Below are 20,224 nucleotides of genomic sequence, written 5' to 3'. Positions count from 1 at the left end.
GGGCGTGGAGGTCGTCGGGCCGGAGCCCTTCGACGGCCGCGTGCACGGCCTCCTGGATGCGGGAGTATCCATCCGTCAAAATGTCAGCGACGTTCATGCCTTCACCATGGCCGCTCGCCTGCGCCCGCCCGGTGCTCAGCTGTAGACGCCGAACTCCCAGAGCGAGTAGCCCCAGGCCGTGCCCCGCTGTGTGAGGTGGAGCTTCACGTAGCGGGCGGTCTGCGCGATGTCGAGGTCGTCGGCGTCACCGTCCCCGTTGGTGATGGTGTACACCGACCGCCAGGAGCTGCCGTCGTCCGAGACCAGCACCTCGTAGGACTTGGCGTACGCCGGGTCCCACACCAGCTGGAGGTGGCGGAAGGACTTCCGCTCACCCAGGTCGACCTGGATGGACTGCGGGTCGCTCCAGTCGCTGGCCCACCGGGTGTCCAGCCGCCCGTCGGTCGCCATCGCCGCGGTACAGGGGCAGCCGCTGCTGCCGGACTGGGCGGAGGTGGCGGTGGCGGGGCGGCCGAGCGCCAGGTTGGTGCCGCTGACCGGGGGCACCACGACCTTCACCGACTTGGTCTCGATGCCGGCGTTGCCGTGCCCGTCCTCGGCCTGGATGTACACCTTCCACACGCCGAGCCGCCCGGGCGCGGTCACCGCGAAGGTGCCGTTGCCGGTGGAGCGCCAGGTGGCCTCGACCAGGCCCTTGTCGCCGGTCGCGTAGTTGCCGCTGAGGTAGATCTTGTACGTGATCGGGTCGTTGTCCGGGTCGCGGATGTCGGCCCGTACGGTGAACTCCTTGCCCGCGGGCGTCCCGCCGGCGTTCTGCACCGTCATGTTGCTGATGACGGGCGGGGTGTTGTCACCGGCGGTGGAGCCGCTGTACGCCTTCTTCAGGGCGTAGTACGAGAGCCGCTTCTTGCCGTCGGGCACGATGTTGAACCAGACGCCGCCGAAGTCGTGCTCCGTTCCGTAGTGGAAGAAGGTGGCGCCCAGTGCGACGCCCTGGTGGGCGGTGATGCAGTTCCACGCCTTGGTGTAGCCCTCGGCCTTCTGCACGTCGGTGGGCTCGTCCGGGATGCCGTTGGCGTCGTTCGGGACCTCCCACTCACCGGCCGGGCCGCCCTCGGTGATGATGTAGGGCTTGGTGTAGCCGCCGGACTCCCAGGTGGCGCGGACCCCGCAGATGTCGCCGTAGGAGTTGACCGAGTACAGGTCGAGGTCGGGGGCGTTGCGCTTGTAGTAGGGCCAGGCGCCCGTCCAGGCGTCGGTCGAGGTCACGGGGTGGTCGGGGTCGATGGTGTGGATCTTCTTCGCCACGTCGTTGACGAAGGCCGTGTACGCGTTGCGCTGCTTCTCCAGCTCGTCACCGCTGTAGCAGTTCTGCAGCCCGAGGACCGACTCGTTGCCGACGTTCCACATGAGCACACCGGGGTGGCTCTTGTACGTCTCGACCCACTTGGCGAACTCGGTGAGGGAGGAGGACTTGTACGCGTCGTCGGTGAGGTAGTCGACGCAGCCGCCGCTGCCGGGGCCGCCGCCGGGCTGCAGCCAGAAGCCGCTGACCACCCGGATGCCGTTCGCCGCGGCTGCGTCCAGGAGCGGCTTGGAGGTGCCGTCGGTGCCCCAGGTGCGGATGGTGTTGACGCCCATGGACTTCAGGTCGGGCAGGTAGCGGGCCGCGTCGTTGACGGACGGTCCCCAGGTCAGGCCCTTGACCTGGTAGGGCTTGCCGTCCACGGTCAGCTGCCAGTTGCCCTGCGATCCGGTGACGCGGACGGCCCCGCCGGTCGCCGGAGGTGTGCCGCCGGTGGTGCCGTACACCTGGAACTCCCACAGGGAGTAGCCGTATCCGCCGGGGCGGGCCGTGCCGTACATCCTGACGTACCGTCCGGAGCCGGTGACCGCCAGTTCGTCGGTGCCGCCGTCGCCGTCGGTGACGGTCCTCAGGGTGCGCCAGTCGGATCCGTTGTCGGACGCCTGGATCTGGTACGCCTTGCCGTAGGCGGACTCCCAGGTCAGGACGACCCTGCTGAGGTCCGCGGTGGCGCCCAGGTCCACCTGGAGCCACTGCGGGTCGCTCCACTCGCTGGCCCAGCGGGTGCCCGTGGTGTTGCCGTCCACGGCGGCCGAGGGCGCGTAGCCGACGCCCTCCGAGGAGGAGGCGGTGGCGGGTCTGCCCTGCGACAGCAGGGGTTCCGCGGCCCGGGCGCGGGGCGCGGTCAGCATGACCAACGACGACGCGAGAAGGGCGAGAAGGGTGATCAGCAGCGTGCCCGTGCGGGGTCTCGCGGGCAGGGCTGCGCCGGGTCTGTGCACATTCTCTCCTGGCGGAAGAGTGCGGGACGGGTGTCCCGCGGCGGGTTGGGAGAGCGCTCTCCCAGGAGAGTGACGTGTACCCGTCCAGCTGTCAACGATCAGGACGCGCCCGGTTCCCCGGATCGCGAGGGAAGGGCTACGGCAGGAGGGCGCGTCCCGCGTCGGCGGGCTCCTCATGGCGCCCGCTCACCCCCGCGGCCCGCGCGGCCGCGTGCAGCGAACGCAGGGCCAGCAGGAGGATCCCGATGTCATCGAGGTAGATGGGGTCCGGCAGCAGGTCCACGGGCGAGACGGTGTAGAGCAGCGCCGCCCAGACCAGCGCCTTGTTGTGCAGGGGGACGCCGGCCTCGGCCAGCAGTTTCCTGGCCCTCAGGACCCGCACCACGAGGACGCCGGCGACGGCCAGGGTGAACAGCGCGAGAACCGCGCCGATGATGATCCAAGCCGTGGTGTCCATGCTTCATCCTCCACCAGCAGCCCGGCGAAAGGCCACAGAACGGGCCATCCACCGGTGTGACACTGCCCTCGGTCGTTGCGGCGGTCTCACTTGGGGCCGTGCGAGCCGTGCGCCTGCCGGCGGCTGCGGCGCTTGAGCGCGCGTCGCTCGTTCTCGCCCAGACCGCCCCACACCCCGGCGTCCTGGTTGTTGTCCAGGGCCCACCTCAGGCACTCCTCCCGTACGGGGCAGCCGCGGCACACCGCCTTGGCCTCCTCGGCCTGGACGAGTGCCGGGCCGGTGGTACCGATGGGGAAGAACAGGTCCGGGTCCTCGTCGCGGCAGGCCGCGTGCATGCGCCAGTTCTCCATGGACTCTCACTCCTGACGGTCGTGTGCGTTGTGTTTGCCTCGGTACGCTGCGGGTGACCGGCATTCGGCGCCCGAAACCCCCTGCGGCGTCCTCTTTGCGGCCCTCGAAGCTGCGGGGGCGGTGAGTCAGGGGCGACCATGGGAGTCGGCGGGCCTGCTTCCGGGCACGGTGACGGCAGGGGAAGGATCGTCCGTGGGCGGCACTGATGACTTGCGGATCGGCTGGGGCGAGGCCCGCCGGGCGGGCGCGCACCGGTCGCCCGAGAGCGGGCTGCTCGATGTCCTCGGGGTCGCCGCGCTGGTGCTGGACACCCAGGGCCGCATCGTCCTGTGGAGCCCGCAGGCGGAACGGCTCCTGGGCTACTCGGCCCAGGAGGCACTGGGCAGGTTCGCCGCCCGGGTCCTGGTCGACGAGGAGCACTTCGACCTGGTGCTGCGCCTGTTCGGCGAGGTGATGAGCAGCGGCGAGGCGTGGGCCGGGGTCTTCCCCGTACGGCACAAGGACGGCACCGGCCGGCTCCTCGAATTCCGCAACATGCGGCTGCAGGACGATCGGGGCCGGTTCTACGCCCTGGGTCTGGCGGCGGACGGGGAGGTGCTGCGGCGGGTGGAGCGGGACCTCGCGCTGTCGGTGGGCCTGGTCGACCAGTCGCCGATCGGCCTCGCCGTGCTGGGCGACGACCTGCGTTATCTGGCGGCCAACGCCGCGCTGGAGCGGATGGACGGGATGAGCGCCGCCGAGCACCTGGGCCGACGGGTGGGCGAGGCGCTGCCGTTCCTGGACTCCGGCGCCATCGAGGCGGCCATGCGCGAGGTGCTGGCCAGCGGGGTGCCGCAGGTGTCGCACCAGGTGGTGGGCCGCAGCCCCGCCGATCCGGAGACCGACCGCGCCTGGTCGGTGTCCCTGTACCGGCTGGACGACTCCGGCGGCCGGGTGCTGGGGATCGCCGTGTCCCTGATCGATGTCACCGACCGCTACCGGGCGGCGGCCGAGGCGGAGCGGGCCCGGCAGCATCTGGCCCTGATCGCCGATGCCTCGGTGCGCATCGGCACCACGCTCGACCTGGAGCAGACGGCCCGGGAGCTGGCCGAGGTCATCGTGCCGCAGCTCGCCGACGTCGCCGCGGTGGACGTGCTGGACAGCGTGTTGAAGGGGCACCCGGGTTCGACCGAGGGTCCGCTCCTCATCCAGGCCCTGGCCGTCGTCGCCGCACGGCCGACCCCCGTGGTGGAGGCGGCCGATCCGCCGGGCCACGCCGCCCACTACGGCGCCGACCGCCTGGTCACCCGCTGTGTGCGGACCGCCTCACCGGTACGGGAGCCGTATCTCGACGCGGAGAAGCTCGCCCGCGTGGCCCGCGACGCCCGCTCGGCGCGACTGCTCGCCGACGCCGGGGCGCACTCCTACCTGGCGGTGCCGTTGATCGCCCGGGGCGAGGTGCTGGGCGCGGTCGACCTGATCCGGACGGACAATCCGCTGCCGTTCACCGCGGACGACGAGGCACTGACCGGCGAACTGGCCGCGAGGGCCGCGGTCGGCATCGACAACGCACGGCTCTACCGGCAGCAGCAGGAGACCGCGCTGACGCTCCAGCGCAGCATGCTGCCGCGCAACCACCACCACCCGGTGGACCTCGACGTGGTGTCCCGCTACCGGCCGGCCGCCTCGCGGTACGAGGTCGGCGGGGACTGGTTCGACGTGATCGGGCTGCGGGGCGGCAGGACCGCCCTGGTGGTGGGCGATGTGATGGGCAGCGGCATCAACGCGGCGACCACCATGGGGCGGCTGCGCACGGCCACGCAGACGCTCTCCCGGCTCGACCTGGAACCCGGCGAGGTGCTGCGGCACCTGGACGAGATCACCGCCGACCTGGACCCGTGGTTCGCCACCTGCGTCTACGCCGTGTACGACCCGGAGGCAGGGCGGTGCCGGGTGAGCACCGCCGGGCATCTGCCGCCGGTGCTGATCCCCGAGGGCGGTGCGCCGGTGCTCGTCGATCTGCCGGCCGGGGCGCCGCTCGGGGTGGGCGGGGTGCCGTTCAGCGATGTCACGGTGGAGCTGGGCCCTGGCGACCGGCTGGTCCTGTACACGGACGGGCTGGTGGAGACCCGTGACGACGACATCGACAGCCGTCTGCGGACGCTGCTGGCTCTGCTGCGCACTGCGGACGCGTCGCTCGACGCGACGTGCGACCGGCTGCTGCGGGAGTTGCGGGACCCGGACGACCACGACGACGTGGCGCTGCTGATCGCTCAGGTGCGCCGCACGTGAGGACGGGCGGTGGCGCGGGGTGCGCCACCGCCCGTTGTCGTCATCGGGTCAGCGGCCGCACCTGCGCCGGGTGCGGCGGTGCGCCGAGGCGCGGACGCGGTAGCCGCCCGCGCCCAGGAAGCCCAGGCCGATGCCGAACATCCAGGAGTCCTTGGCCAGCGGGACCCCGCCCTGGCTCGGCCGCAGGCTGCCCGGCTCGCGCACCCCGGGGGTGCGCAGATAGAGGCCGAGGAGCCCGCCGGAGAACCCGGTGAGGACGAGGCCGGCGAGCCTGGTCGGTACGAACGGGGCCAACAGGGTCCCGCCGACCGCGATTTCGGACCAGGCGAGCAACCGGGTGAACCGGGCCGGTTCGAGCTTGCCGAGGAAGGGATAGGCGGTGCTGGCCATGCCGTGCAGCCCCTGGGCGGCCGCCTCGTCGGCCTTGAGCTTGCCCAGGCCGGAGTTGAGGATGAACGCGCCGGTGGCGAGGCGCGGCGGGATATCGCGCGGTTCGGGCAACGGCATCATGGCGTGAGCCTCCACGGATCGGGTTGTCGGCCCCCGACCGAGCCTAGCCAGCGGGTGTCCCGGGCGCGCGCCGAGAGCGGCGGGGGCCGTCGCGGCTGGGCCATACTGACCACGGCGGGAACACGGGAGGGGCACAGTGGTCCAACAGCAAACGGAGTACGACGTCGTGGTGGTCGGCGGCAGCGGGGTGGACACGATCGTCCGCGTCGACGCCCTGCCGGTCCCTCTTGCCGATTCGGTCATGGTCGGCCCGATCAAGGAGTGGCCCGGCCAGACCGGGGGCAATGTGGCGCTCGGCGCCCGCGCGCTGGGGCTTGAGGTGGTGTTCCTCGACTGCATCGGCGACGACTGGACCGGGGCGCAGGTGCGCGAGCGGCTGGCGAAGGGCGGTGTGGAGTTCCATCCGGTGATCTCCCCCGCGGGCACCCGTCGTGCGGTGAACCTGGTGGACGCGACGGGCCGGCGGATGTCGTTCTACGACGCCCGGGACCCGGAGGACCTGCGGATGCCGCGGGACTTCTACCTGCCCCGGCTGCGCCGGACCCGCCATGTCCATCTGTCCATCACGAACTTCACGCGGTTCCTGTACGACGACATCGAGGCGCTGGGGGTGCCGGTCTCCACCGACCTGCACGACTGGGACGGACTGAGCGACCACCAGCGGGAGTTCGCGCTCCGGTCCGATCTGGTCTTCTTCAGCGCGGCGACGACGGGAGAGCGTGCCCCGGCGCTGATGCGGGAGATCCTGAGCGAGGGCCGGGCCACCACGGTGGTCGCCACGGCGGGCGCGGAGGGCTCCTACCTCCTGACCCGTGACGGCGGCGAGGACCCGCTCCACGTCCCGGCGGCCGCGCCGCCCGCGCCGGTGGTCGACAGCAACGGGGCGGGCGACGCGTTCGTCACCGGCTTCCTGTTGGGCAGGCTCGACGGGCGGGAGCCCCTGGAGTGCGCCCGGCTGGGTGCGGTCGCGGGTGCCTTCGCCTGTACGGGCCCCGGTTCGACGGCCATGATCGGCCGCTCGGAGCTGCTGGGCTCGTAGCCCCGGCGGCTGGCGGCACGGAGGCGCCCCGGCGCCCGGAGAACCGGGACGGCCGGGGCGCCTGTGCGTGCGAGACCGTACGGGTTACTTCAGGTAGGGGCCGGCGGTGCCGATCCTGCCGGGGCCGTTGAGCACGTAGACGCGCATGTTGCCCTTGCCCGGGGCGGTGACGGTGAGCTTTCCGTCGGTGACGATGCGGGTGTCGCCGGTGACGGCGTCCTTGTACGTGCCGTTGGGGATGCCGGTGTACGAGGCGCCGCCCGTGACGGTGACGAGCGCGAAGCTGTCGGTCGAGCCGCTGGTGTAGCGGCGCTTGTACGCCATCTGGCCGGTGATGCCCTGGGTGGAGTACTGGCCCATCTGCAGGGCGGGCACGGCCCGGCGGATCTGGTTGAGCCGCTGGAGGTGCTTGACCAGGGGCTCGGACAGGGTGTTGGCGACCTCGCCGGAGGCGGAGTCGACCTGGGAGAACTCCGAGGCGGTCACGTTGCCGGCGAGGTGGTCGCCGTAGTAGGCGCGGCCGGTCGTGGCCAGCGGGCAGGTGGGGCCGCAGTCGATCTGCTTGCCGGCCTGGAACTCGATCTCCGATCCGTAGTAGAGGGTCGGGATGCCGCGGAAGGTCCACATCAGGGACATGTTCTCGGCCCAGGCGTCGGTGCCGCCCGCGTATCGCTCGCCGCTCTTGTTGGGCCCGTAGTCGTGGCTGTCGACGTAGACGACGTTGTAGGTGGCGTCGTTGGTCGAGTCGTCGGAGTCCTTGCCGTTGTTGAACGCGTTGGCGGCGTCACCGAAGTTCATGTGCATGCGCATGTCGATGATGTTCATCCCGGAGAACTTGCTGTGGTCCGGCGTGTGGTAGTCGTTGCCGTCCAGGAAGGCGTTGGTGGAGGTGGGCTGGGAGCCCGTGCCGAGCTGCTCCTCGTAGTCGTACATCTCCAGCGCGGCCTCGGCGTCGTCGGCGGCGTACTCCTTGCGTTCCTTCCAGGTGAAGAACTGGGCGGAGTGGTTGACCGAGCCGCGGTTCCACTTGTCGTTGACGAAGGCGCCGACCTCACCGAAGACGAGGAAGTCCTTCGCGGCCCCGGCGCCGAACCGCTGGGTGACGCGCTCCTGGATGGCGGGCAGGAAGCGGCGGTTCCAGGTGGTGCGCGGGATGTGCACCGCGGTGTCGATGCGGAAGCCGTCCACGCCCATGTCGATGTACTTGTCGTAGGCGCCGATCAGGTAGTTCTGCACCGGTGCGGACTCGGTGTTGAAGTCGGCCAGGTCCTCGTGCAGCCAGCAGGAGCGGGAGTCCTCGCCCTCCCAGTTGCCCAGCCAGCACGTGTGGTAGTACTCCTTCGGGAACATGCCCGACGTCGGGTTGGGCCACTGGCAGTTGTAGATCCTGTAGCCCTCGGCGGAGGTCCCTCCGGTGGGCTTGCCCCAGTTCAGGCAGGTGTTGCCCGCGGGCTCGGCGGTGGACCACAGGTCGCCGTTGTAGTACGACTTGCCGCTCTTGGGGTCGACGGTGAGCCCGTCGTACTCGAAGCCCTCGTTCTTCTCGTCGTAGTACCAGCTCCACTGCTCGTCGCGGACGCCGTAGACGGTCGGGGTGTACAGGCCCTTGGCGCCCCAGCGCGAGGAGTGGTTGTAGACGACGTCCTGGTAGATCTTGATGCCCTTGGCGTGGGCGGCGCTGATCAGGTCCTGGTAGGAGGCGCCGGCGGACTCCAGCCGGGGGTCGACCTCGTAGAAGTCGTAGCCGTGGTAGCCGTGGTAGTCGTAGTCGGACCGGTTCAGGACGACCGGGGTGATCCAGATGGCCGAGAAGCCGAGCCCCTTGATGTAGTCGAGCTTGTTGACCAGGCCCTTGAAGTCCCCGCGGAACATGGGATCGTCGTCGGCGGCGTTGCCGGACTTCACGTCCTGGCTGCCGCCCCGGTTGTTGCTGGTGTCCCCGTCGTTGAAGCGGGCGGTGAGGACGAAGTAGATCGGGTCCTTGCGGGGGTCGGTGCCCAGCGGCTGCCCCTGCGCCGCGGCGGGCGGCTTCGACCCGGTCGTCGCCTTGGCGGGCATGGAGGCGGCGGAGGTGTTGCCCGCCGCGTCGGCCGCCTTGACGGTGTAGGTGTAGGCGGTGTTCTCCTCCAGGTTCGACTCGGAGAGAACGGTCGAGGTCACATCGGTGACGGTGCTGCCCTTGGTACCGCCGGTGCGGGTTACCTGATACTTCGTCACCTTGTTGTCGTCGGTGGAGGGTTCCCAGCTCAGGACGACCGCCACGCCGTCCGCCTTCGCGGTCACGCCGGCCGGGACGGACGGCGCCTCGGTGTCGGCGGGTTCGGCGGAGCAGGGGTCCTTGGCGTCCTTGACGACCGCCTGGTTCTTCACGGTGCTGACCCCGGCGGGGATCGTGTAGTCGCCGCCGTTGTTGTTGTCCCAGACGCCGTTGCCGTTGTTGAACGCGGCCTTCATCGACGTCGCCGTGCCGAGGTCGACCGTCTTCCTCACCCAGCCGGTGCAGGCGGGCTCCATACCGACGCCGGGCACGGCCGTCCAGGACCCGCCCGCCGGCTGGTAGTGCAGATTCGTGGTGGTCCAGCCGACGGTGGCGGTGGAGTAGTACACGGACGCGGTGTTCGCGCCGTCGGTCGGGCCGGGGCCCGGTTCCGGGTCACCGGCGCCGTCGCACGGGTCGCTGTGGGCGACGACCCCGTCCTTGACGGTGATGGTGCCGCTGCCCAGGTCGTAGTTCTTGCCCGCGTTGTTGTCCCACACGCCCGAGCCGTTGTTGAAGGTCGCCTGGATTCCCCCGGCGCCCGCGAGGGGGACGGTCTTCTTGACCCAGTCGGTACAGGCGGGCTCCATGGCCACACCCGGCACGGTGGTCCAGGCACCGCCGTCCGGCGCGTAATGCAGGTCGTACGCGGCCCAGTTCTTGGTCTTCGTGTAGTAGAAGACAGTTGTGGACGCGTCGGAGGCCGCGACGGGCTGCGCGTCGAGGCCGGCGGCGTCCGGCAGCGCGGTCAGCAGACCGCATACGGCAGCGGCGGCCGCGGCGGACGCCAGGGTGCGTCTCAGCAGCCGGCGAGGGGTGCGTTTCATGGTGTCTCCAGGGAAGAGCCACAGCGGCGGCGAAGCCGTGGCGACCGAGGCGCAGGGGTCGGGGCCCTGCGCCGTCCCGCCGGAAACCCTGACGCGCCTCAAGGTCCGAGCGATGGGGGATCATCCGTCTGTAAGCACAGCCGGAACGTTGCTGAAAACTCTTGCGGCAAGGAAGTTACCGGCACATGACAACCCCGTAAAGAGGTGCGGCGCGGGGGCCTCCTTCCGCTCCCGCTCAGAACGGCACGGTCAACTGCGCCTGCACGTGCGCCCGCAGGACGCCCGCCATATCGGTCGCGCCACCACCGAGGAGCCACTGGGTCTGGAGCCCGTCCATCAGCGCGATCAGCTGCTGCGCCGCCGCGTCGGGGGCGATACCCTCGCGCAGCACGCCCTTGTCGCGGGCCTCGGCATAGGAGACCGCCGTGCTCAGGACCGAGGTGCGGTACCGCTCCACGAAGTAGGCGTGCGCCGGGTGGTCGGCGGAGGTGGCCTCGGCCGACAGGACGCAGAACAGCTCGACGATGCCGCGCCGCCGGGCGTTCAGCGCCGCGAGGTCGACCAGGCGGCGCAGCCGGTCGACGCCGGTGGGCCGGCCCGCCTCCAGCCACTCACCGTCCACGGCGTCGCGGTGTTCGAGGACCGCGAGCAGCAGGGACTCCTTGGTCGGGAAGTGGTGCAGCAGTCCGGGATGCGAGATGCCGCAGCGGGTGGCGATGACCCGCAGCGAGGCGCCCCGGTAGCCGGCCTCGCCGAACATGGCCATGGCCTGGTCGAGGATCTCCTCGCGTTTGGCCCGGCCCTTGGCGTAACCACGCCGCTCCTCGCCGGTCACTCGGCACGCTCCCCGGTCGTCTCGGCAGGCGCCGCTGAGTACGTTTGCATATTACTTACTTACCACTCGGTCGGGATTCGGCGTACGGTGGACCCCGGAGCGCTGCCTCCGCGTAACGCCGATGAGAACGTCGCCGACGTCGTGAAAGGAACTCCCGTGGGCTCCTCCCTGCCCTACCTCGACCCCCGCCTGTCCGTACCGGAGCGCGTCGCCGACCTGGTCGGCCGGATGACGCTGCCCGAGAAGGTCGGCCAGATGCTCCAGCTGAACGCCAAGGAGGGGGTCCGGCACCTCATCGAGGACATGCACGTGGGGTCGATCCTGCACGCCTCGCCCGAACGCGTCCTGGAAGCGGCCGAGCTGACCCGGCGCACCCGGCTGGGCATCCCGCTCCTGGTGGCCGAGGACTGCATCCACGGGCACTCGTTCTGGGAGGGCGCCACCATCTACCCCACCCAGCTCGGCATGGCCGCGAGCTGGGACCCCGAGCTGCTGGAGCGCGTCGCGCGGGCGACGGCGGTGGAGGTCGCGGCGACCGGCGTCCACTGGACGTTCTCGCCGGTGCTGTGCATCACCCGGGACCTGCGCTGGGGGCGGGTGAGCGAGACGTTCGGCGAGGACCCGTTCCTCATCGGCGAACTGGCCTCGGCGATGGTGCGCGGATACCAGGGCGAGGGGCTGGACGACCCGACGGCGGTCCTGGCGTGCGCCAAGCACTTCGCGGGCTACTCAGAGACCCAGGGCGGCCGGGACGCGAGCGAGGCCGACATCTCGCGGCGCAAGCTGCGCTCGTGGTTCCTGCCGCCGTTCGAGCGGGTCGCCCGGGAGGGCTGCCGTACGTTCATGCTCGGCTACCAGTCGATGGACGGCGTCCCCGTCACGGTCAACAACTGGCTGCTGAACGAGGTGCTGCGGGGCGAGTGGGGCTACACCGGAACCCTGGTGACCGACTGGGACAACGTCGGGCGCATGGTGTGGGAGCAGAAGGTGTTCGCCGACCACGCGCAGGCGGCGGCCGCAGCGGTCCGGGCGGGCAACGACATGGTGATGACGACGCCGGACTTCTTCGAGGGCGCGCAGGAGGCGGTAGCGGCCGGGCGGCTCGACGAGGCGGCGATCGACGCGGCGGTCGCGCGCGTCCTGACGCTCAAGTTCGAGCTGGGCCTGTTCGAGAACCCACGCCATCCGGACCGGGCCCGGCAGGCGGCGGTCATCGGCAGTGCGGACCACACCGCGCTGAACCTCGAAGTGGCCCGCCGCTCCCTGGTGCTGCTGGCCAACGACGGCACCCTGCCGCTGGACGGCGGCTACGAGGCCGGCGCGGACGGGCGCGCGGTCGCGGACACCGGTACGGCGCCGCGCACGGTCGCCGTGATCGGCCCGAACGCCGACGACGCGCAGACCCAGCTCGGGGACTGGGCGGGATCGTCGGGGCAGGCGGACTGGCTGCCGGACGGCCACCCGCGCGCCATGATCCGTACCGTGCTCGACGGGTTCCGGGAGCATGTGCCCGCCGGCTGGTCGGTCACCCACGCGCGCGGCGCCGACATCCTGACGGTGGGCCCGGACCCGGAGGGGGCCTTCTTCCCGGACGGGCAGCCCCGGCCCGAGATCGTCGTCCCGGCCGAGCCGTCCGATGCTCTGATCGCCGAGGCGGTCGCCGCGGCCGAGGCCGCCGACCACGTCGTGGCCGTGGTGGGCGACCGCATCGAGCTGGTCGGTGAGGGGCGCTCGACCGCGACCCTGGAGCTGATCGGCGGGCAGATCGCGCTGCTGGACGCGCTCGCCGCGACGGGCAAGCCGTTCACCGTGGTGGTCATCAGCTCGAAGCCGCTCGTGCTGCCGCCGTCCGCGTACCGCGCCTCGGCCATCGTGCACGCGTTCAACCCGGGCATGGAAGGCGGCCGGGCGGTGGCGGAGCTGGTGCTCGGCCTCGTCGAGCCTTCGGGGCGGCTGCCCGTGTCCTTCGCCCGTCACGCGGGGCAGCAGCCGACGTACTACAACCAGCTGCGCGGCCAGCACGGTTCGCGGTACGCGGATCTGACGCAGCGGCCGGCGTTCGTGTTCGGGGAGGGCCTCAGCTACACGACCGTGGCCTACTCGGACCTGGAGGTGCTGACCGACGTGCTGGGCGCGGCCGACACACTGCGGGCGCGCGTCCTCGTCAGCAACACGGGTGAGCGTCCGGCACTGGAGACCGTGCAGGCGTATGTGAGTGACACGGTCACCTCGGTGACGTGGGCGGAGAAGGAGCTCAAGACCTACCGCCAGGTCGCCCTGGCGCCCGGCGAGTCGCGCGAGGTCGTCATCGAGCTGCCGGTGTCCGCGTGCAGCCTGGTGGACGCCGAGGGCCGCCGGGCGGTCGAGCCCGGCGCCTTCGAGCTCCTCGTCGGCCCGTCGTCGCGCGACGACGACCTGCTGCGGGCGGGCTTCAGCGTCAAGGGCTGACGCCCGGGGGCGGCGGCCGGGTCCTCACGGGCCCGGCCGGCCGCCGCCGCGCAGCCGCTCCAGGTCCGAGGGGCGCACCTGGATGACGAACAGCGCGGTGAGCGCGGCGGCCGGGGCGAAGGCCGCTGCGGCGAGGAAGGCGGTGGAGACGCCCGAGGCCAGGACCTGGTCGCCCCAGTGGCCCGGAAGCTGCCCGGTCCCGCGGAACTGCGCCGGCTGCGCGGGTGTCGCCTCGGCCATGGACTTCGGCACGGTCGCGGCACAGCTGACCGGGACCTGTCCGGCGTGAACGGCCGCTGCCGGGAGCGATCGCCGGGGTTCATAGTTTGCGGGTGTCTCGCGGTTCCGCATACGGCTCTTCGCCGGGCGGGTGACCACTGTCGATGGCGCGTTGGCGCTCCACTTCGGCGTTGAATTCAAGGCCGAGGAGAATGGCGAGGTTGGAGATCCACAGCCAGACCAAGAAGACGATGACAGCGGCCAGGCTGCCGTACGTCTTGTCGTAGTTGGAGAAGTTCGCCGCGTACAGCGCGAAAAGTGCGGAGGCGACGAGCCAGATGAGCACGGCCAGCAGACTGCCGGGAGTAACCCAGCGGAACCCGCGTTTGACGTTGGGGGCAGCCCAGAAGAGCAGGGCCACGATGAGGCTGAACAGAATGACCATCACCGGCCACTTGGCGATGTTCCACACCGTCACGGCCGTCCCGCCGACGCCGAGTACGTCTCCCGTCTTCTGGGCCAGCGTACCGGTGAACACGACGCCGATGGCGATCAGCGCCAGCAGGATTACCACGATGAGGGTGATGACCAGGCGGGTGGGGAGGGTCTTCCACACCGGGCGCCCTTCGCCGATGTCGTACACCGCGTTGGACGCGCGCATGAACGCGGCGATGTAGCCGGAGGCCGACCACAGCGCGATCAGTATGCCGACGATCAGCGCCACGCCGGCTCGGCCCTGACTGTGTTCCAGCTGCCGCAGCATGCTGGTCATGATGTCGCGAGCTGCGCCGGGAGCCAGACTGCCCAGATTGTTGATCAGCGGCCTGATGCTGGAGGCACCCATCAGCCCCAGGACTGACAGCAGGGCCAGCATGGCCGGGAAGATCGCCAGCACTCCGTAGTAGGTCAGGGCGGCGGCCCAGTCGGTCAGGTTGTCCCGTTTGAACTCCTTGACCGTGCGCTTCAGTGCGGCCCACCAGGAACGCTTGGGTACCTGGGTGGGGCCATGGGCCGGCGGGTGCTCCCCTTGTGCGTTCTCCTGCCCGGTACGGGGAGCGGCCGCCTCGCCGCCCTCGCCGTGCGTATTCCGCGTCATGGTCGTGTCCTCCTTCCGGTACCGCCTGTCACGGGTCCGGAGAGGAAGGACCCGGGCCGGCGCGGCAGCCGCCACGGGCTGCCGCGGGCAGCCCGTGGGGCGCCGGGACGCCCTTGCCACGGAGGCGGTGCGCCCCGGCACAGGGACTACTGAGCATCCGGGTCTCGGTCGCGGGCTTCGTCGGCGACCCGCTGTCCGGATTCGCGGGCCTGCTCGGTGACCTGTGTGGCCTGGCTGCGTGCTTCCTCGCGTGTGGTGCTGGCTGCGTCCGCGGCCGTGTCCTTGACCTGTTCCGAGGCGTGCTTCGCCGCCTCGGTGACGTCCTCCTTCAGGTGCTGCGCGGATTCGACGGCGGCTTGCTTGACCGGCTCGATGGCCTCACCCGCCTGGTCTGCGATCCGGCTCGCCGCCTGCTGCTCGGCTGGGGATTCGGGGAGGAGGGAGGCTGCGAGCAGCCCGGCGCCGAAGGCGATCAGCCCTGCCGCCAGGGGGTTGCCCTGGGTCTGCCGCATGGTCTTCTCCGGGGCCTCCTTGACCGCGTCGCCCACCTGCCCGGCGCTCTCCTGAGCCGACTGGGTGACCTGCCGCGTCCGCTCGGCAGCCTGGCTGCCGGTGTCCGACGCAGCCCCCATGACCCGGTGCCGTAGCCCCGTCGCCGCCGAGCGCACCCGGTCGGTACGGCGCTGCACCATCCGCTTCGGGCTGGTGTGATCGGCCAGTGCGTCGACGTTCTGCGCCAGCCTGTCGCGCGTCGCGTCGATGTCGGCCCTTACTTGTTCGGGTGACGTACCCACTGTGCGTCCTCCTTCAGTGTCTGAACCGTCTGCTCCGGCTTGGGCGAGACCTTCCGCATCCGCGAGCGGCCCATCGCGAAGAGCACAGCGCCGACCACCGCCCATACCGCGGTGACGATCAGCGCCGCCCAGCCGGCGTCCATCACGTTGGCCAGCCCGAACACGGCCGCCAGCGACAGAAACAGCGCCACCATGTATCCGGCGAATCCCGCTCCGCCGAACATCCCGGCGGCCTTGCCCGCCTTGGCGGCCTCCTCGCGGATCTCGGTCTTGGCCAGCTCGACCTCCTGCTGGAACAACGTCTGCACATCCGACGTCACCGCGGCCAGCAGTTCGCCGGCTGACCGGTCCTGTCCCGCGGCGCTCGTTCCGGGTTCCTGCGAGGGTTGAGGGGAGAGCGATGACATATCACACCTCCGGATCGCCGGGCAGCTCCCGCCGTACCGTGCCCTGCGGCAGCGGGCTGCTCTCCTCGCGGCCGGGTTCCCGCCACGCCCCGTCGGGCTCCTGCCAGGCACTCTCCGGCTCCTGCCGCGCGCCGTCGGGCCCCTGCCAGGCACTCTCCGGCTCCTGCCGCGCGCCGTCGGCGGTGTGGGCCGCCTTTCCCGCCTTCGCGACACGGCCGACGAGCAGGCCGGTGAGCACCGCGCCGCCCAGGAAGGCACCCGGCCGCCGACGCGCGAAGCCCTGGAGGTCGCCCACCAGTCCCTCCAGGCCGTTCTTGCCCAGGTAGTCCGCCGTACGATGTCCCCGGTCGGCGGCCTGGGCCGCGAGGCTGCGGGCCGGCGAGTCCCCGGGAGCGTTCCGTGCGAGCCCGGCGAAGTCATCCGCCCACTGCCGCACGGTTCCCGCGAGCCGCTCCGTCTGTTCCTGGCCCTGCTCCAGCAGACGTTGCCGGAGGTCACTCACCACGTTTCCGGCCTGGTGGCGCGCCTCATCGGCCACTGCCCTGGCTTGCTCCGCAGCGGTTCCGGCCACTTCAGCGGCCCCCTGCTTCGTCTGTTCCGCAGTCGCAGCCGTCTGTTCCTTCGCCGCCTGCCCCGTTTGCTGAACACGTCCGGCGTCATCCATGTCGTACCTCCCTCGACGTTTCCCCTGGCCGCCGCGCGAAGGCCCGGACCCGAGCCCTTCCGCCCGCCAGCGGGCTTTCGCAGCGCGGGTACCACGGCAAGCCAGGGCAAAACATGAGATCCGGAACGAATCTCATCCAGCGGCGTGCGGGACGGTGCGCTCACACGGACAGGACTCCCGGGGTAAGAACCGGGCCGCCTGATAAGATCGTCACGCTGTTCAGCGTGTACCGAGGAGACCAGGCATGGCAGGCGACGACGACATCTCCGGGTGATCCCCGGAGCCGATAGCCACCGCGGGCGCCCAGGGCGCCGCCGCAGTGGCCATGTCGTCGTTCCCTTGGCCATTCCTCCGGGGCCGCGGTCCGTGCCGACCCCGGATTCACACGCGAGGTCTCCGCATGTCCGACGCTTCCGTCATCTGTTCGAACCTTTCCTTCTCCTGGCCCGACGACACGCCGGTCTTCACGGGCCTGTCCTTCACGGTGGGCCAAGGCAGCACCGGTCTCATCGCCCCCAACGGCTCGGGGAAGAGCACGCTGCTCAAGCTGATCGCCGGTGAGCTGCGGCCGGCCGCCGGTTCCGTCGCGGTCGAGGGCACGCTTGGCTACCTCCCGCAGAGCCTCCCCCTGACCGGCGACCTGTCGGTGGCCGAAGTGCTCGGCGTCGACGCGGTGATCCGCGCGCTGGACGCCGTGGAGTCCGGTGATGTGGGCGAGGAGCACTTCGCCGTCATCGGCGACGACTGGGACATCGAGGAGCGCACCCGCGCCCAGCTCGACCGGCTCGGGCTCGAAGGCATCGCCCTGGACCGGGGCATCGGCACGCTCAGCGGCGGCCAGGTCGTCTCGCTCGGGCTGGCCGCCCAGCTGCTGAAGCGGCCGGACGTCCTGCTGCTCGACGAGCCGACCAACAACCTCGACCTCGAAGCCCGCCGCCGGCTCTACGACACGCTGGAGGCGTGGAACGGCACACTCCTCCTCGTCAGCCACGACCGCGCGCTCCTGGACCGCATGGACCGCATCGCCGAACTCGGCCCGGAGGAACTGCGCCTGTACGGGGGCGACTTCACGGCCTACGAGGAAGCCGTGCAGGCCGAGCGCGAGGTGGCCGAGAAGAACGTCCGCAACGCCGAGCAGGAGCTGAAGCGCGAGAAGCGCGAGATGCAACAGGCCCGCGAACGGGCCGAGCGCCGCGCGAGCAACGCGGCCCGCAACCTCAAGAACGCCGGACTGCCCCGCATCTTCGCCGGGAACATGAAGCGGGGCGCCCAGGAGTCCGCGGGCCGCTCCGGCCAGACCCACGCCTCCCGGGTCGGCGAGGCACAGGCCCGTCTGGACGAGGCGGGGCGTGCCGTACGCGACGAGCAGCGCATCACACTCGACCTTCCGGACACCGACGTGCCCGCCGGACGCACGGTCCTGCTCGGCGAACAGATGCGCATCCGCCTCGGCGGCCGGGAGCAGTTCGCCGGCGAGGGCGTAGACCTGACGATCCGGGGGCCCGAACGCATCGCGCTGACCGGGCCCAACGGCGCCGGCAAGAGCACCCTGCTGCGGCTGGTCAACGGCGACCTGGAGTTGGACGGCGGGCTGATCAAGCGTGCCGACGGACGGATCGCCTACCTCTCGCAACGCCTCGACCTGCTCGACCTCGACCGCACGGTGGCCGAGAACTTCGCCGCGTTCGCCCCGCACCGGACGGAGGCGGAGCGGATGAACCTGCTGGCTCGCTTCCTCTTCCGCGGCGACCGCGCCCACCTGCCCGTGGGCGTGCTGTCGGGCGGTGAACGGCTGCGGGCCACGCTGGCCTGCGTCCTGTGCGCGGAGCCGGCCCCGCAACTGCTGCTCCTGGACGAGCCGACCAACAACCTCGACCTGGTCAGCGCCGATCAGCTGGAGAGCGCGCTCGCCTCCTATCGCGGGGCGTTCGTGGTGGTCAGCCACGACGAACGGTTCCTGGAACGGATCGGCGTGGACCGCTGGCTCCGGCTGGCCGGCGGGGAGCTGCGGGAGACGGGGGCCCCGCAGACGTGAACCGCTGACGTGCCGTCCAGGCCCGCGCCCGAGGCTCCGTGCCCGGCGGGCCCAGAACCGATCACGTCGGAGGTACCCATGACCGCCACCACCCGGCTGCCCGCCCTGCTCGCCCACGGCCTCGTCCGCACCCTCGGCACCAGGCGCGTCCACGACGGAGTGTCGCTCACCGCGTCGCCCGGCCACCGCATCGGCCTGATCGGCGAGAACGGCGTCGGAAAATCGACTCTGCTGCGGGTGCTCGCGGGGGCGGACGAGCCCGACGCGGGCCACGTCACGCGGCCCGCCGATGTCGGCTTCCTGCACCAGGAGATGCCCTTCGACGCGCGCTCCACCGTCGCGGACGTCCTGGACGACGCGCTGCGCGAGGCCCGGGCGGACCTCGCGGAACTCGACCGGCTCGCCGGACTGCTCGCCCGTACGCCAGAGAGCGCCCCGGACCACGCGGAGCTCCTGGAGACGTACGGCCGGCGGCTCGAACAGGCCGAGGAACGGGAGACCTGGGACGCCGACCGGCGCGCGGCCGTCCTGCTCGGCGGGCTCGGCCTCGCCGCGTTGCCGCACGAGCGGACACTCGGTTCGCTCTCGGGCGGGCAGCGCGGCCGGCTGGCCCTCGCCGCACTGCTGGTGCGCCGGCCGTCCGCCCTGCTCCTGGACGAGCCGACCAACCATCTGGACGACGAGGCCGCCGCGTTCGTGGAGGAGCAGCTGCGGACGATGCCGGGGCCGGTGGTGATGGCCGGCCACGACCGGGCCTTTCTCGACGCCGTGTGCACGGACCTGATCGACCTCGATCCGGCGGTCGAGGGGCCCGTGCGGTACGGCGGCGGGTACAGCGCCTATCTGGCCGAGAAGCGTGCGGAGCGGGTGCGTTGGGAGCGCCGGTATGCCGAGGAGCAGGAGGAGATCGAGGCCCTGCGCCGTTCGGCCGCGGTGACCGCGCGCCAGGTCGCGCCGGACCGCGGGCCCCGCGACAGCGAGAAGATGGGGTACGGGCTGCGGGCGGGCCGGGTGCAGAGCCAGATCGCGCGCCGGGTCCGCAATGCCGGCCGCAGGCTGGACGAGCTGGAGCGCCGCCAGGTCGCTGAGCCGCCCCGCCCGCTGCGCTTCCGGTACACCGCCCGCGCCGAGCCGTCCGAGCCGGGCACCCTGGTGTCCTTGCGGGACATACGGGTCCCGGGCCGCCTGACCGTCGACCGGCTCGACATCGCGGCGTCCGAACGCCTGCTGGTCACGGGCGGCAACGGGGCCGGGAAGTCGACACTTCTGGCGGTGCTCGCCGGGCGGCTCGGCGCACAGGGCGAGGTGGACCGGCGGCCGGGTCTGAGCGTCGGGGTGCTCGCGCAGGACACCGTGTTCGCCCGGCCGGACCGGACCGCAGGCGACACGTACGAACGTGTGCTGGGCTACGAGCGGGCGGAGCGGGTGCCGCTGGCCTCGCTCGGCCTGTTGCGCGAGGCGGACGCGGACAAGCCGGTGGGTCAGTTGTCGGCGGGTCAGCGGCGCAGGCTCGCCCTCGCCCTGCTCATGGCCCGTCCGCCGGAGCTGTTGCTGCTGGACGAGCCGACCAACCACCTCTCGCCCGGGCTGTGCGACGAGTTGGAGGAGGCGTTGGGCCCGGGGCCCGGCGCGGTCGTGGTGGCCAGCCACGACCGCTGGCTGCGCCGGCGGTGGCGGGGGCGCGCACTGCGGCTGGGCGGCTAGGGC

15 protein-coding genes and 1 pseudogene are annotated in these 20,224 nt (G+C 71.4%); 5 read left to right on the top strand and 11 right to left on the bottom strand.

The features are described from left to right. Nucleotides 1–135: 135 nt before the first annotated feature. The 3 genes from E6R18_RS27325 to E6R18_RS27315 form a co-directional block, all read right to left on the bottom strand. Nucleotides 136–2,307 carry a discoidin domain-containing protein gene (locus E6R18_RS27325; RefSeq protein ID WP_136319557.1) on the bottom strand — a complete coding sequence of 724 codons (2,172 nt, stop codon included), beginning with the start codon at nt 2,305–2,307 and terminating at the stop codon, nt 136–138. Nucleotides 2,308–2,443: 136 nt separating this feature from the next. Further along, nucleotides 2,444–2,764, bottom strand: coding sequence for a YkvA family protein (locus tag E6R18_RS27320; protein ID WP_136319556.1), 321 nt, complete (start codon nt 2,762–2,764; stop codon nt 2,444–2,446). A gap of 86 nt (nt 2,765–2,850) precedes the next feature. Next, nucleotides 2,851–3,114: a WhiB family transcriptional regulator gene (locus tag E6R18_RS27315; protein ID WP_136319555.1), complete on the bottom strand. Its 264-nt coding sequence runs from the start codon at nt 3,112–3,114 to the stop codon at nt 2,851–2,853. 211 nt (nt 3,115–3,325) lie between these two features. On the opposite strand from E6R18_RS27315, the gene E6R18_RS27310 reads away from it, so the two are divergent. Continuing rightward, nucleotides 3,326–5,386: a SpoIIE family protein phosphatase gene (locus E6R18_RS27310; RefSeq protein ID WP_136319561.1), complete on the top strand. Its 2,061-nt coding sequence runs from the start codon at nt 3,326–3,328 to the stop codon at nt 5,384–5,386. A 48-nt stretch (nt 5,387–5,434) separates the two neighbouring features. On the opposite strand, the gene E6R18_RS27305 is transcribed toward E6R18_RS27310, so the two are convergent. Next, on the bottom strand, nt 5,435–5,896 hold the full coding sequence (locus E6R18_RS27305; protein ID WP_136319554.1) for a hypothetical protein: 462 nt from the start codon (nt 5,894–5,896) through the stop codon (nt 5,435–5,437). 136 nt (nt 5,897–6,032) lie between these two features. Between E6R18_RS27305 and E6R18_RS27300 the strand changes: the two genes are divergently transcribed. Continuing rightward, nucleotides 6,033–6,935 (top strand): carbohydrate kinase family protein, encoded by a 903-nt coding sequence (locus E6R18_RS27300; RefSeq protein WP_136319553.1) that lies wholly within the window; start codon nt 6,033–6,035, stop codon nt 6,933–6,935. Nucleotides 6,936–7,019: 84 nt separating this feature from the next. Here E6R18_RS27300 and E6R18_RS27295 read toward each other — a convergent pair whose 3' ends face one another. Both E6R18_RS27295 and E6R18_RS27290 read right to left on the bottom strand, forming a co-directional pair. Beyond that, nucleotides 7,020–10,019 (bottom strand): carbohydrate binding domain-containing protein, encoded by a 3,000-nt coding sequence (locus E6R18_RS27295; RefSeq protein ID WP_136319552.1) that lies wholly within the window; start codon nt 10,017–10,019, stop codon nt 7,020–7,022. A gap of 235 nt (nt 10,020–10,254) precedes the next feature. Further along, a complete protein-coding gene (locus tag E6R18_RS27290) occupies nt 10,255–10,854 on the bottom strand; it encodes a TetR/AcrR family transcriptional regulator (RefSeq protein WP_136319551.1) in 600 nt (199 codons plus the stop codon). Nucleotides 10,855–11,010: 156 nt separating this feature from the next. Here E6R18_RS27290 and E6R18_RS27285 point away from each other — a divergent pair, with 156 nt between their 5' ends. Next, nucleotides 11,011–13,302 (top strand): glycoside hydrolase family 3 N-terminal domain-containing protein, encoded by a 2,292-nt coding sequence (locus E6R18_RS27285; protein ID WP_136319550.1) that lies wholly within the window; start codon nt 11,011–11,013, stop codon nt 13,300–13,302. A gap of 24 nt (nt 13,303–13,326) precedes the next feature. Here the strand turns inward: E6R18_RS27285 and E6R18_RS27280 are convergent. The 5 genes and pseudogenes from E6R18_RS27280 to E6R18_RS27260 form a co-directional block, all read right to left on the bottom strand. After that, nucleotides 13,327–13,554, bottom strand: a pseudogene (locus E6R18_RS27280) (MFS transporter); the annotation flags it as partial. 67 nt (nt 13,555–13,621) lie between these two features. Continuing rightward, the gene (locus E6R18_RS27275; protein ID WP_136319549.1) at nt 13,622–14,617 is read right to left on the bottom strand and encodes a YihY/virulence factor BrkB family protein; all 996 of its coding nucleotides are present in this window, start codon (nt 14,615–14,617) and stop codon (nt 13,622–13,624) included. 146 nt (nt 14,618–14,763) lie between these two features. Continuing rightward, on the bottom strand, nt 14,764–15,411 hold the full coding sequence (locus tag E6R18_RS27270) for a DUF3618 domain-containing protein (protein ID WP_136319548.1): 648 nt from the start codon (nt 15,409–15,411) through the stop codon (nt 14,764–14,766). Beyond that, nucleotides 15,387–15,818, bottom strand: coding sequence for a phage holin family protein (locus E6R18_RS27265; protein ID WP_136319547.1), 432 nt, complete (start codon nt 15,816–15,818; stop codon nt 15,387–15,389). Before E6R18_RS27265 ends, E6R18_RS27270 begins: the two co-directional genes overlap by 25 nt. 1 nt (nt 15,819) lies before the next feature. Next, nucleotides 15,820–16,356, bottom strand: a complete 537-nt coding sequence (locus tag E6R18_RS27260; RefSeq protein WP_136319546.1) for a hypothetical protein — start codon at nt 16,354–16,356, stop codon at nt 15,820–15,822. A gap of 526 nt (nt 16,357–16,882) precedes the next feature. Here E6R18_RS27260 and abc-f point away from each other — a divergent pair. Together abc-f and E6R18_RS27250 are read left to right on the top strand one after the other, a co-directional pair. Beyond that, nucleotides 16,883–18,517 (top strand): ribosomal protection-like ABC-F family protein, encoded by a 1,635-nt coding sequence (gene abc-f, locus E6R18_RS27255; RefSeq protein ID WP_136319545.1) that lies wholly within the window; start codon nt 16,883–16,885, stop codon nt 18,515–18,517. 78 nt (nt 18,518–18,595) lie between these two features. Beyond that, nucleotides 18,596–20,221, top strand: a complete 1,626-nt coding sequence (locus E6R18_RS27250; protein ID WP_136319544.1) for an ABC-F family ATP-binding cassette domain-containing protein — start codon at nt 18,596–18,598, stop codon at nt 20,219–20,221. Nucleotides 20,222–20,224: the final 3 nt, after the last annotated feature.

The organism is Streptomyces sp. A1277 (assembly GCF_004795015.1).
In the GTDB taxonomy this organism is placed as follows: Bacteria; Actinomycetota; Actinomycetes; order Streptomycetales; family Streptomycetaceae; genus Streptomyces.
Note: the sequence above shows the minus strand (reverse complement) of the source record. Positions and strands in the feature narration are given on the sequence as shown.